Annotated in this window: 13 protein-coding genes; 9 read left to right on the forward strand and 4 right to left on the reverse strand. The window is 47.0% G+C overall.

The window, feature by feature from the left end:
- The first annotated feature begins 26 nt into the window (after positions 1-26).
- Positions 27-230, forward strand: coding sequence for a hypothetical protein (locus QGP82_RS17060; protein WP_006517816.1), 204 nt, complete (start codon positions 27-29; stop codon positions 228-230).
- 44 nt (positions 231-274) lie between these two features.
- Entirely contained in the window at positions 275-499 is a 225-nt protein-coding gene (locus QGP82_RS17065) for an RNA-binding S4 domain-containing protein (RefSeq protein WP_163666981.1), read from the forward strand.
- 112 nt (positions 500-611) lie between these two features.
- On the opposite strand, the gene hpf is transcribed toward QGP82_RS17065, so the two are convergent.
- On the reverse strand, positions 612-1,304 hold the full coding sequence (gene hpf, locus QGP82_RS17070; protein ID WP_163666983.1) for a ribosome hibernation-promoting factor, HPF/YfiA family: 693 nt from the start codon (positions 1,302-1,304) through the stop codon (positions 612-614).
- A 398-nt stretch (positions 1,305-1,702) separates the two neighbouring features.
- Here hpf and lipB point away from each other — a divergent pair, with 398 nt between their 5' ends.
- Both lipB and QGP82_RS17080 read left to right on the forward strand, forming a co-directional pair.
- Positions 1,703-2,401 (forward strand): lipoyl(octanoyl) transferase LipB, encoded by a 699-nt coding sequence (lipB, locus tag QGP82_RS17075; RefSeq protein WP_348918135.1) that lies wholly within the window; start codon positions 1,703-1,705, stop codon positions 2,399-2,401.
- Positions 2,402-2,603: 202 nt separating this feature from the next.
- Positions 2,604-2,984 (forward strand): hypothetical protein, encoded by a 381-nt coding sequence (locus QGP82_RS17080; RefSeq protein ID WP_250565064.1) that lies wholly within the window; start codon positions 2,604-2,606, stop codon positions 2,982-2,984.
- A gap of 101 nt (positions 2,985-3,085) precedes the next feature.
- Here QGP82_RS17080 and QGP82_RS17085 read toward each other — a convergent pair whose 3' ends face one another.
- Both QGP82_RS17085 and QGP82_RS17090 read right to left on the reverse strand, forming a co-directional pair.
- Entirely contained in the window at positions 3,086-3,532 is a 447-nt protein-coding gene (locus QGP82_RS17085) for a single-stranded DNA-binding protein (protein WP_163666985.1), read from the reverse strand.
- Positions 3,529-6,060 (reverse strand): sugar phosphate nucleotidyltransferase, encoded by a 2,532-nt coding sequence (locus tag QGP82_RS17090; protein ID WP_163666987.1) that lies wholly within the window; start codon positions 6,058-6,060, stop codon positions 3,529-3,531. Before QGP82_RS17090 ends, QGP82_RS17085 begins: the two co-directional genes overlap by 4 nt.
- Positions 6,061-6,428: 368 nt before the next feature.
- On the opposite strand from QGP82_RS17090, the gene QGP82_RS17095 reads away from it, so the two are divergent.
- The 5 genes from QGP82_RS17095 (at position 6,429) to argH (ending at position 10,898) form a co-directional block, all read left to right on the forward strand.
- Positions 6,429-6,611 (forward strand): hypothetical protein, encoded by a 183-nt coding sequence (locus QGP82_RS17095; RefSeq protein WP_163666989.1) that lies wholly within the window; start codon positions 6,429-6,431, stop codon positions 6,609-6,611.
- A 61-nt stretch (positions 6,612-6,672) separates the two neighbouring features.
- Entirely contained in the window at positions 6,673-7,341 is a 669-nt protein-coding gene (locus tag QGP82_RS17100; protein ID WP_490795940.1) for a class I SAM-dependent methyltransferase, read from the forward strand.
- A gap of 217 nt (positions 7,342-7,558) precedes the next feature.
- Positions 7,559-9,037: a PP2C family protein-serine/threonine phosphatase gene (locus QGP82_RS17105; protein WP_006517825.1), complete on the forward strand. Its 1,479-nt coding sequence runs from the start codon at positions 7,559-7,561 to the stop codon at positions 9,035-9,037.
- Positions 9,038-9,177: 140 nt separating this feature from the next.
- Positions 9,178-9,408: a hypothetical protein gene (locus QGP82_RS17110; RefSeq protein ID WP_163661785.1), complete on the forward strand. Its 231-nt coding sequence runs from the start codon at positions 9,178-9,180 to the stop codon at positions 9,406-9,408.
- A gap of 98 nt (positions 9,409-9,506) precedes the next feature.
- Entirely contained in the window at positions 9,507-10,898 is a 1,392-nt protein-coding gene (gene argH, locus QGP82_RS17115) for an argininosuccinate lyase (protein WP_163666993.1), read from the forward strand.
- A 50-nt stretch (positions 10,899-10,948) separates the two neighbouring features.
- On the opposite strand, the gene QGP82_RS17120 is transcribed toward argH, so the two are convergent.
- Positions 10,949-11,647, reverse strand: a complete 699-nt coding sequence (locus QGP82_RS17120) for a late competence development ComFB family protein (protein ID WP_250565065.1) — start codon at positions 11,645-11,647, stop codon at positions 10,949-10,951.
- Between the last annotated feature and the right edge of the window lie 663 nt (positions 11,648-12,310).

Below are 12,310 nucleotides of genomic sequence, written 5' to 3' on the forward strand. Positions count from 1 at the left end.
CCTCTACCCACACTAGTTTGACTTTTATGATTTGGGTAAATGAGCATATAGATCCCTCTGGGATTGTCTACTCTGCCATCGCTTGTTGTGATCAAAATGCTGCTGAAGAATGCCATGCAACGTTTCAAGCATCATTAACAGATGAGCAAAAAGAAGCTGGTTGGGTCGCTCGATTGCGCACTGTAGACTCTTGGGATGATGTACCCGTCAGTGCTTTGAAGTTATCCTAACGTCGTTGTCTTAGAGAACTAACTATTGCCTTTGAATATCCATCATGTCCGAACACGTTATAAAACTAAGCCAGTTCCTAAAGCTCAATGACTTAGTTCAATCCGGCGGTGAAGCCAAACATCTGATTCAGGCTGGCCATGTACGAGTGAACGATGAGGTAGAGTTACGACGCGGTCGCAAACTATGGGCAGGAGACCGGGTAACCTTTGCTAATCAAACCTACGATGTTATCTCTGATGTAGATAGCATCGATAATCTGAATCAATAGACTGGGGCGTTGGCACTCTCAACCTAAAAATAAAGCCGTTGGTATGCACTGTCAGGCATGTCAACGGCTTTGAAGGTTAAAGGTGCACAATAGATGCCTTACCTACTGACATCTAATTGCGCAGAGGTGCGGATTGCAGGTGATGTTTATCGGTCTGAAGATGTCCGTTATTGCTAACAGACACATGGGCACTATGGCCGTTGCCATGGCCATTATTGGCACCCGCAGGACGAGGCTGAATCAGTCCATACCCACCGTGATTCCTTTCATATATCACGTTGATTTGGTCAGTCTCCAAGTTGTAAAACACATAAAAATCGTGATCAATAAGCTGTAGATTTTCCAGGGCTTCTTGCACTGACATGGGAGCCATTGCAAAATATTTTGTTCTAACTACCTCTGCTGGCAGTTGGGGCCGGCCCTGCTCTAACAGCTCAGTGACGTGCAAATTCGCATCCTGAGAAGTAGTATCAATCTCCATGGAACGCACTGATACATGATCAGAACTGCGACGTTTTTCCTTGTATTTGCGAAGCTGCCGACAAATCTTATCCGCTACTAAATCAATACTGGCATATAGGCTTTCGCTGCTTTCTTCGGCCCTTACTACAGCGCGGTTTACATGAACTGTAACTTCTGCATACTGCCGATTGGGCATTTTTGTACCACCAGCCACAGACAAACAAACATCAACCTTATTGATCATTCGTTGAAAATGGCTAACTGACTTCTCAATTTTTTGTGAAACATGTTGGCGAATAGCCTCTGTAATTTCAAGATTTTTTCCTTGGATAACAAGCTTCATAAAGCTGCCTCCACTGATAGAAGATAAGCGATTAGTTTCACCCTAGCACTTTAATTCTGAGAGATTTTTTCTGTTTAGAAACATTTTTATCCGTTGATAAATCTTTAGGATTAGCGCGGGATGATTTGAGTCTTATGTGTTCCCTCAAGATCACAAAATTTCTTGTACAATAGGGGTTCTAGCACTTGTGAACATTGATCCCCTCCTTGGGAAGGGGGGTTGATTTTTGCGACCCTTAATACTTTTTTAATCTTTCTCTTGTGATGTATAGATAGTTCTGAATTACTCGATATCTCAGTATTTTTCTGACTCTACTACATTCATTTTTTTGCATATATAAAGTCAGTTAAAGCAGGTATAAAGTGACGAAAAGCTGATACAGAATCAACATTCTTATAGTGACTGAAGATAGAAAGCTTATTGTTCAAGATATTGGCTTAATCGCCTATAAATTGGCTTGGGAATATCAGAAAGAATTGGTGTCTACACGTAAACAGGACTCTAACGCAGACGATGTTCTGGTGTTGACTGAGCACCCTCCGGTATATACCCTGGGCGCTGGCTCGCAAGAGCAGTTTGTGCATTTTGATTTAACTAATCCCAGTTATAAAGTGCATCGAGTAGAACGTGGCGGTGAAGTCACTTATCATTGCCCTGGCCAATTAGTGGGGTATCCCATTTTGAATTTGCATTACCATCGCAAAGATTTGCATTGGTATCTGCGCCAGTTAGAAGAGGTTGTGATTCGTACGCTTGCTCACTACAACCTTTTAGCCAAGCGCATTCAAGGTTTGACTGGTGTATGGGTTGATGATTATAAAGTGGCTGCAATTGGCATTAAGGTCAGCCGGTGGATCACCATGCATGGGTTTGCTCTGAATATTTGTCCAGATTTATCAGGCTTTGAGCGCATTACCCCTTGTGGTATAGCTGATCGACCGGTTGGCTCTATGGCTCAGTTTGTGCATGGCATTACGTTAGCCGAGGTGAAACCCATACTTGTCCAGCATTTTACTGAGGTATTTCGACTATCAGCTCAGTATCTGGAAGAATCACCAACCAGCTGGCGTCGCCATGCTGAAGATATAAAAGTTTAGGCATTACTACGTAGGACTGGCATCTAATCATTATGCATAGGCCTACAGAGTCGGGATTGAGTTCAATTATTTCAACAGGTCGGGCGTTAGAAATAGCCTCACGGGTGCTTGATGTTTGTTGTCTAGAGCTTGATGTTTGTTGTCTAGAATAGCGAACTGTCTTATGGACCAATACAATGGTTTGATAACGGACATTCAGCCTATGCCCGACACTAATTTTCCTGAAGCCAAGCCCTCTAATGGTTTTTATTCGGTTGCTCAGACTGTAATAGGAGTTGAGCCAAAATCTCGTTTTTCCTCGTTCACTGATAAAACTTCTACCCAAGACTCTTGGACATGTTCTTGGCAGGACGTTCGTCATGCGCGACAGCAATCTCAAATTCATCCATTCCTAAAGCCACTGACGTTCCATGCAGAACCGTTGACCGCTTTGCGGCATCGTGATGAACAGGCTTTGGAGGATATATTTGATGACCTGCAAGTCGAAGAAATTTTGATCGATGTCTGTATTCGTTTAAGGCAGCTCTATCCAGAGCCTTGTTGGGAAGACGAGCCGTTTGATTTTTTGCAGGGATATCTGTAAGTCTAACTATCAATAATTAATGACCCACCCGCGCCGAATAAACTTAGGTGGGCCATTAATTGACAACTTCATAATCGCAGACTACCTCTATAAGGCTATGACTAGAACGGAATTTCGTCGTAATCAGGCGTCGTGGTATTAGTCGGTGGGCTGCTTGGCTGAGGAGTCGAGGCAGCTGGACGACTGCCGCTATGACTACCTTCAGCGATGGGAGGTGCCGCTGCCATCAGCATAGATTGCATCTCGGCAATGCGGTGCAGACGTTGGACGGTGATTTCCGCTTGCTTTTCACGAAACCCTTCAGGTCGATCAACGGTTTTCATGGTTAATCGACCTTCAACCACGACTCGATCACCAGGACCGTAGCTAGCGTCTTGAATTGTCTGTGCCAGGTTGCCCCAACCAACGGCCTTAAACTGCGATGGGCTATCATCTGGGCGCAGCCCAGCTATTTTGATCTTAAATTCGGCAATGGGGGTTTGGTTGTCGGAGGTGTAGCGCAGCTGTGGGCTCTCGACAATCTCGCCCATGAGGATGCAATGATTCATACGACTTGTTCCTCTCGAATACCTTGCTCTTTTTCAATGAAACTTTGAACCCGTTGGCGATAGTCCTGTAGATGGGTATCTACCCAATCACGGTCGGCGCTATTGGCAAAGATATGGACCAGCGGATCGCCAGCGTCAGGTAAAATCAACACCCAGTTATCGCGAGTACGGTCAACTATTTTGACACCATCCACCAGTTCAAGAGTATCAGCGGGATGACTCTCCACAAGATAACGCATCAGTGCACCTTTGATAGTCCATGGGCAACGTAGAGTTTGTACTCGATGGGAAATTCTGGGTAAGTCACCCCAGATACGGCCCAAGGACTGTTCCTGGATAGTTAACATTTCGATTAACTTGGCGATGCAGAACATGGCATCAAAACCAGGGTGGAGTTGAGGGAAGATAAAGCCCATGTCACCGCTGCCACCTAGAACAACATTGCTGCTGGCCTGACAAGCTTCCATGAGGGCAGTTGGGTTAGCTTTGGTGCGAACGACATGGCCACCATGGCGACGAGCAATTTGCTCAATGGCTCCAGAGGTATGAACCGGTACAACTACTGTTCCCTGGGGATGGGCCGTCAGAATCATGTGGGTCATCAGAGCCGTTAACATTTCTCCGCGAATCGGTGAGCCCACCTCATCCATCAGCACTAGCTGTTCGCCATTGGCCGCTACCTGTACCCCAACTGTAGCTTGTAGAGCCTGAACTACCTGCCCCAACTGGCCTAACATGTGTTCTCGCTCGGCCATGGAGGGAGCAGTTTGGCTCAGACTAGCGTTTAGCACAACGGCATCACAACCAAATTTTCCTAGCAATCTCGGTAGGACGGCACCGGAAACCGCATAGGCATAGTCGATGACGACTTTAGAATTGCTGTGGCGAATAGAGCCTACATTCAGTCGTTTCTCGAATTCCCTGGTGTAGATGTCTATTAGGTTGGCTGGATAGGAGACTTCGCCAATCTCATGGATTTGCGATCGCCGCAGATTTTCCTTGAAGTAAGCTCCTTCAATTTTCTTTTCCTTGCCTTTGGGAATGTCAATACCCTTCTTGTCAAAGAACTCAATCAAGATTTGATCGGCCCGATCAGGATGCAGACGGACATGAATGCCACCAGCAACATCTAATGTTGGGAGGATGACGCGAGCCACAGGAATGGCCGTTGCTTCTAGATTTTGGACATTGATACCCACAGACATCAGCCCGGCAATCAAAGATCGGGAGACCATGCGGGCAATACTGCGCTGGTCCCTGGAAACGGTGACATAGGACCCCGGTTTCAGGGTAGACCCATAGGCTGCCCCCAATTTGACTGCAAACTCAGGGGTAATATCAATATTGGCCAGCCCCGTCACACCGCGCTGACCAAAAAGATTGCGCTGGGCCGTATTGCCCCAAATTAAGTTGATATTGAGTGTGGCTCCAGACTCAATCCGCTTACTAGGCCATACCCTGACCCCTGGACTAATTTGTGCCTCCTCCCCGACGGTGGAGAGAGCACCGACCACTGCACCTTCTAACACGTGAGCTCGTCGATCGGCCCGAGTACCCCGGGCAATTACACAGGCTCGTAAATGGGTCTCATCACCGATGATGGCTCCATTCCAAATGATGGGGCGTTTAAGGTCAGCATCACTGCCAACGGTGACATTGTCACCAATGACTGTGCCTGGTTCTAAGGTAACCCGAGCCCCAATGCGACAGTTTCGGCCAATCAAAACCGGTGGTTTGATCACAGCGGTTGGATCAATGTGGGTATTTTGACCTACATGGATACCGGGGGAAGATGCAGGATAGGCAAAATCCACCAATACTTTGCCTTCAAGGGCATCATACTGAGCTTCCCGGTAGGCTTCGAGGTGGCCCACATCACACCAGTAGCCTTCGGCCACGTAGCCGTACATCGGCTCCCCCTTTTCCAGTAATAAAGGGAACAGATCCTTAGAGAAGTCCTTTTCTTGATTTTCAGGTAGGTAATCTAAGACTTCAGGCTCAAGAATATAGGTGCCAGTGTTGACTGTATCTGAGAAAATTTCACTGGTGGAGGGCTTTTCTAAAAAACGCTTGATACGTCCGTCTTCATCTGTAATGACTACGCCAAATTCAATGGGGTTTGGCACGCGGGTTAAGACCAGGGTTGCTTTAGAGCCTTTTTCCTTATGAAATCGAATCGCTTCTTTAAGGTCAAAATCCGTAATACTGTCGCCGCTAATGACTAGAAATGTGTCATCCAGGAGTTCAGCAATATTCTTCACACATCCTGCGGTGCCCAAAGGCTGATCTTCCTCCACCGCGTAAGTCATCTGTACACCAAAGTCGCGCCCATCCTGGAAATAGTCACGCATCACATCGGGCAAGTAGTGTAACGTAGCGATGACTTCATTGATATCGTGTCGCTTTAGCAGATTGACAATATGTTCTGCAATTGGACGATTGAGCACAGGAACCATGGGCTTTGGCAGGTCACAAGTTAGCGGTCGAAGTCGGGTTCCAGAACCACCAGCCATGAGTACTGCGCGCATAATTCCTCCTGTGGGTTATGAGAATTCAAACAATTTTGATTGAAGGTTAGCTGTGAATAGACAACGACGCTAACCTTTGAAATACACTCAGGCAATATGTGCTTTGAGTGATTACATTTCTTTTGCCGTGCTAGATGTATGCAGTGTCAATTGTACTTGCTTTGTTAAGCTCAACTTTATATTCATTAAGCAAGCCTTCAAAGTACCTAGTCTACTGCTATAAGGTGACGCGTATTGTGTTCCATGACCTATTGCCATTGACGGTCTATGACTATCAGCATTAATATCCTGCAGACAAAATTTCCAACGGCTATAACTATAAGCTTGAGTGCACTGATTACTTTATTGACCATTGCGAGGATAAATCTATGCCCACTTTGTTAGGACTATTGTTGTTAGGCGGTTATGGCTATGGCGCTTGGAAATTTTGGACCGGCTTTAATCGCACCAACTTCAGTAGCGGCAAGCTGTATTTAACACTGCTTTGGCCTGTGTTTATTATTAGTGCCTCCTATCGTCAGAACTTTACCAAGGCACTGAAGGGGCGTTAGCGATTGACCGCCTGTAATTAATTCGATTAATTCGATTATTTAGTGAGAAGGATACCCAAGGATGGTAGTTTCCCAGCTACAGGCAGTAGCTCAAAGGTTTGACCAAGAGTATGGAGGTAAATCATTTGAGCTACCGGATGAGGTCGAAGAGATGGCGGTATTTCGGGAGTGGGTGGCGGGTAGTTTAACCCCGCGTATTACCACTAAGTTTTGGGAAGTCGCCCGCCCTAAGAAAGGTCAACGCTGCTTAGACCTTGGCTGTGGCCTCAGTTTTTTGATTTATCCCTGGAAAGAGTGGAAAGCGGTATTCGTTGGTCAAGAAATCAGCAAGGTTGCCCAGGCGGCCCTCAATCAACGGGGGCCTCAGCTGGACTCAAAATTATTTAAGGGTGTTCAATTAGCCCCAGCCCATAAGCTCGACTATGAACCAGCGACATTTGATTTGGTAATCGCGACTGGATTTAGTTGCTATTATCCATTGGACTACTGGGAACGGGTAATGACCGCTGTAAAGCCCTGCTTAAAGCCAGGGGGGCATTTTATTTTTGATGTCATTAACCCAGAAGAAGAATTAGCAGAAAATTGGGCTATTTTAGAAACCTATTTGGGCGCTGATGTTGAACTAGTGGATTTACCCCATTGGCGAGCGTTGATTAAACGTATGGGAGCTAAGGTCACGAAGCAGGTTGCAGGTGAGGTTTTCCACACCTACCGAGTGCAGTGGCCCTAGGGAAAGTCATCAGGATGAGCAAAATACCCTTGACGGTTGTGGCGGAGATGCTATCTTGGTGTCTAAAATTTTGCGTTAGCAAGTTTGTTTGAAGACTTATAGTTAACCTTAAATATCTAGTTGCCAAGCGTGACTTTGACCGCTATATTGCCTTGCATTCACTGGTGTTTTTTTGTCCTACTGCTCCTAACTATCGACGGTGTTGTCGATTGTGCTTATGTCGCCTAGTCCCTCGCTACCCTTTAATTCCCTTCCCGAGGGCAGCACCCTACCGGGCGGCACACCTGTTTTTGCACTCAAAGAACTGGTGGCTCGACTACAGCGTGAGCAGTACAAAATCCAGGATTTGCTGAGTTCTTTAGGGTTTGCCCTGCGAAGCCTGAACAACATTAGTCAGTTTTTAGAGCTGATCCCAATGATTGCCAATCGGGTAACCGATGCGACTGGCGGTGCTCTGGTATTGTTTCGTCCCAATGGTCAGCTACGCCTAGAGCGCCTTTATTGTCCGACTAACGACACCTGTCAGACTGTGCGTTATGCCTTGGAGTCGGCTACACGTCAGATTACGTCTTCTCTGGCAGTTTCGTCAGGGGGTAAAGGATCGGATGGCGAATCCGTGGCTCTGACCCATCAGGCAGCTCGTAATGCCATGGTGACTTTGGATCAGCAGCTAAATCACTTTCTGGCTCCAGAACTGAAGCTATTTGGCACATCCATCATTGTTCAAAATGTTGAGCGTGGGCGTCTCTATGTATTTAGTGATGATGGCGACTATGCTTGGACAGAGACCCGGCAAAAGCTGGTTCGATTGGTGGCTGACCAGACAGCTGTAGCGATTGAAAATGATGAGTTGACCTTGGCTCTACGTAAAAAAGAGCGGCTGGATAGAGAACTAGAGCTAGGGGCGGAGATCCAAGAAAAATTGCTACCTCGCCAGTGCCCAATCATTGAGGGTGTGGATCTGGCCGCTCGCTGTCAAACGGCTCAAAAAGTTGGTGGAGACTACTACGATTTCATTCCAACTACCTACGACCAGTTACGTAATCCGGCGACTCAATTATCATCCGCCCAACCATGGAGTATTGCCATTGGTGATGTGATGGGAAAGGGTGTGCCCGCAGGTTTGATTATGACCATGTTGCGGGGCATGTTGCGGGCAGAGGTGCTCAACGATCATTCCCCTGGGCAAATTCTGCAGAATCTCAACTGCGTTATGCACACCGATTTGGAGAGTTCAAATCGGTTTGTGACGTTGTTTTATGCAGAATATGACCCCAGGACCCAGCTATTTTCCTATGGTAATGCAGCCCATAATCCACCACTGCTTTGGCAGGCGGCTAACAATACCATCAGTCGGTTAGATGCTGACGGTATGCTGCTGGGGTTGGATATTGATACCCGTTACCATGAGGGACAAATGCAGCTGTATCCAGGTGACGTGGTGATTTTTTATACGGACGGCTTTACCGATGCAGCTAATATTCGTGGTGAGCGCTTTGATGAAGACAATTTGATCAAGGCTGTATGCTGGGCCTGTCGTAACTTAGAAAGCTCCCAAGAGATTTTGGACTATCTGTTCAATTTATTGCGTCACTTTATTGGTCCTGATCGTTCTAAGGATGACGATACGACGCTAGTGGTCATGAAGGTGACCCAACCTGCTGAGTTTCGGCAATTATCTGCAATTGAAGAGTAGGGGGTGGCCGATTATTTCTGGAATTGTAAGGGTTTTCTGTGCAAAATCCCTATAATTCCGGAAATGGCTTGATGTTATCTAGGTGTAGTGCAATGATCGATTTGCCCGATTATTTATCTACCAAATTTTTAGTAAGCCCCATGAAAATCGAGACATCCTCTAGTGCTTTTGGTGATTTCACACCTGTTACGCCAATTGTGGATCAGCCAGTTGCTGCCGTTACTATGCCTGTGATCGCTCAGCAGTTTGAGGATAATCTCTTTGACCGCTCTGGGGATATTCTAGGTAATTTTGTGGACTCAGGTCAGCTGTGGGCATTACTCATTGGCATGGTAGTGGGCTATGTAATTCGAGGTATCACTACTTATTAAGGTTAGGCACAGGTAATTGGATAGTCTTCTAGTGCGCTTTAGGGTAAGTTTAGGCGGTGCGCGTCGGCATCTTCATTATTGGCAGGAGTTTTCACGATTTGAGTACATCACCTACCCCCTGGAGTCAGCGATTTGAGACGGGATTACATCCGGTTATTGCAGAATTTAATGCCAGCATTGGGTTTGATATTGCCCTGGTTGACTATGATCTGACCGGGTCCCAGGCCCATGCCAAGATGTTGGCGAAGGTTGGCATCATTTCTGAAGTTGAAGGTCAGCAGTTGGTGGATGGTTTAGAGGCGATTCGCCAAGAATATCGTCAAGGGACGTTTACCCCTGGTGTGGACGAAGAAGATGTCCATTTTGCGGTAGAACGTCGGTTAACTGAACTGCTGGGGCCATTGGGCAAAAAGTTGCATACAGGACGCTCGCGGAATGATCAGGTGGGGACGGATATTCGGTTGTATTTGCGATCGCACATCAAAACCATCCGCACCTTGATCCGAGACTTTCAAAAAGCCTTGCTAGCCCATGCCTCAGTCCACGTAGACACCCTAATCCCTGGCTATACCCATCTACAGCGAGCTCAGCCCCTGAGTCTGGCCCATCACCTGCTTGCCTACGTAGAGATGGCCCAACGTGACTACGAGCGTTTAGGCGATGTAGCTAAACGTGTTAATACCTCTCCGTTGGGAGCTGGAGCCTTGGCCGGGACCACCTTCCCCATCGATCGCCAGTACACCGCCGATCAGCTAGGATTTGAACGCATCTATGCCAACAGTCTGGATGCCGTCAGCGATCGGGACTTTGCCATTGAGTTTGTCAATGCCGCTAGCCTGATCATGGTGCATTTATCACGTCTGGCCGAGGAGGTGATTTTTTGGGCATCAGAAGAATTTCGATTTGTCACCCTCACGGACAGCTGTTCCACCGGGTCGAGTATTATGCCTCAAAAGAAAAACCCCGATGTGCCGGAGCTGGTGCGAGGCAAGACAGGGCGGGTGTTTGGCCATTTGCAGGGCTTGTTGACCATGATGAAGGGATTGCCTCTGGCCTACAACAAAGACTTGCAAGAAGATAAAGAAGCGCTGTTCGATACCGTGGGTACGGTGCAGGCCTGTCTGCAGTCTATGACGATTCTTCTGCATCAGGGACTGGAGTTTCGACCGCAGCGATTGGCAGAAGCTGTGGCTAACGACTTTTCCAATGCCACCGATGTGGCTGATTATTTAGCCGCTAAGGGAGTACCCTTTCGGGATGCTTACAACCTTGTGGGTACAGTGGTCAAAACCTCGTTGGCGGCTGGCAAATTGCTTAAGGATCTGACGTTAGAAGAATGGCAGGCAATTCATCCCGCGTTTGCAGAGGATATTTATGATGCGATCGCACCGCAGCAAGTTGTCGCAGCTCGGAATAGCCTGGGCGGAACCGGGTTTGAGCAGGTTAAACAAGCCTTGGCGATCGCCCAGAAAATGGTTGAAACCCGCTAATTAACAAGATGTAGAGGCGTTCCATGGAACGCCTCTACAAGATTAAATTTTCACCGATATCGAGAATCATTCCAATCGTAGGTTGAGGTGGAAGGAGGCTTTGGCGTCTGATAGCCATAGTTCCGCTTAGGATGCCAGGATGTTTCACCATAGGTACCTGGCCGCCAAACGGTTCCATGGTGATCCATATGGTCTGCATGTTCAGATGCATAGGCTGCTGCATACTCATCCGCATCGGGGGCAGCATCCACATCGTGGGCAGCCGCTGCTGCATAGGGCTTGGTAGGTAGAGGTGGTTCTGCTTCTCCAGTCACTGCTCCACGTCTGGCAGCACCAGCCCGCTTGCACTTACGCAACAGAGACTCCCAAGTTAAATTGGGTTGCCCCAGTGCAGCTCGAAACTGCTCTAACAAAGCTGCATTGGCTCCAGCAATCGCAGAGCGACGTACCAAAGGACGAGAGGCTCGTAGAGGATCTACCTGAACTGCCGCAATGGCTTGCCTAACAGCATTGTTAATCTCTTTTCGCAGTTCATATTTGGCCTTGTGATATTGAGATTGCCAACCTTTCTCACTGACTGCATATAGAGGAGGCAACCGATTTAAGGCATAGGTCTCAACCTCAATCGGTTTGACATATTTAAGAACACGAGTTGGTAGCTGGCGTAGCTGTTGCTCAACCTCTTCTGCTACTAACAGTTCCATGACGTTAATGTATTCCCGTAAGGGAGGTGCTTTCACATCAACCATGGCATTCGTCACCTACTTAACAACAATCCCGGCATAAGCCTCTTTCTCAGTTAGGTCACTTGGACCTATGTAATGTTGAAGTCAATTTAAATAAACTTCGACATCTACTTTGGTGACACACAAGGGAGTGACACACAGGAAACGCTACAGGCATAAAAGAACATAGGCTTGTGTATAAACCGGTAATCCTTATGCGCAGAAAATAGATCCCAAACCACAACATGGTTTTCCGGATCCTCGTTCGCAAATCGGGATAACTGCTGATCTTCAGATCGTTGATGTTATCCGTTTCTGCTCGTAACTACGAAGCCTTATACGGGGGGTGTTACACCCTATTAGTATAACTACCCAATTGCCAAATTGTGCCTTTTGAAACGAGCAACTAATTTTCTGTGAAGATTACAAAAATAGCAGGAAAACGCTTATTTATAGTCCAACGGACTGGACGTAACTTATTGACTTAAATATGAAGAATTGAGTCTTCTAGAAACTCATTGTTTATTCAATTAAGTCAATATATTAACCATCTTAGCCACTAATATCCCGAATGGTATTGGGGGTGATCACCCTCCATAGCTTTTTATTAGCCCTGTTCACAGCGTCTGCATTTGGAGGAACCTTTGAATAGCCCTGATGTAATGATGAACAGCCTATGAGAACTGC

The organism is Leptothoe sp. LEGE 181152 (genome assembly GCF_032906605.1).
GTDB lineage: Bacteria > Cyanobacteriota > Cyanobacteriia > Phormidesmidales > Phormidesmidaceae > Leptothoe > Leptothoe turfae.

Excerpts from the sequence above, each read along its gene's own strand:
- QGP82_RS17095 (WP_163666989.1), top strand. The coding sequence starts at position 6,429 with ATGCCCACTTTGTTAGGACTATTGTTGTTAGGCGGTTATGGCTATGGC.
- QGP82_RS17120 (WP_250565065.1), bottom strand. The coding sequence starts at position 11,647 with ATGGTTGATGTGAAAGCACCTCCCTTACGGGAATACATTAACGTCATG.
- QGP82_RS17110 (WP_163661785.1), top strand. The coding sequence starts at position 9,178 with ATGAAAATCGAGACATCCTCTAGTGCTTTTGGTGATTTCACACCTGTT.
- QGP82_RS17085 (WP_163666985.1), bottom strand. The coding sequence starts at position 3,532 with ATGAATCATTGCATCCTCATGGGCGAGATTGTCGAGAGCCCACAGCTG.
- QGP82_RS17065 (WP_163666981.1), top strand. The coding sequence starts at position 275 with ATGTCCGAACACGTTATAAAACTAAGCCAGTTCCTAAAGCTCAATGAC.
- QGP82_RS17090 (WP_163666987.1), bottom strand. The coding sequence starts at position 6,060 with ATGCGCGCAGTACTCATGGCTGGTGGTTCTGGAACCCGACTTCGACCG.
- QGP82_RS17100 (WP_490795940.1), top strand. The coding sequence starts at position 6,673 with ATGGTAGTTTCCCAGCTACAGGCAGTAGCTCAAAGGTTTGACCAAGAG.
- hpf (WP_163666983.1), bottom strand. The coding sequence starts at position 1,304 with ATGAAGCTTGTTATCCAAGGAAAAAATCTTGAAATTACAGAGGCTATT.
- QGP82_RS17060 (WP_006517816.1), top strand. The coding sequence starts at position 27 with ATGATTTGGGTAAATGAGCATATAGATCCCTCTGGGATTGTCTACTCT.
- QGP82_RS17080 (WP_250565064.1), top strand. The coding sequence starts at position 2,604 with ATGCCCGACACTAATTTTCCTGAAGCCAAGCCCTCTAATGGTTTTTAT.
- QGP82_RS17105 (WP_006517825.1), top strand. The coding sequence starts at position 7,559 with ATGTCGCCTAGTCCCTCGCTACCCTTTAATTCCCTTCCCGAGGGCAGC.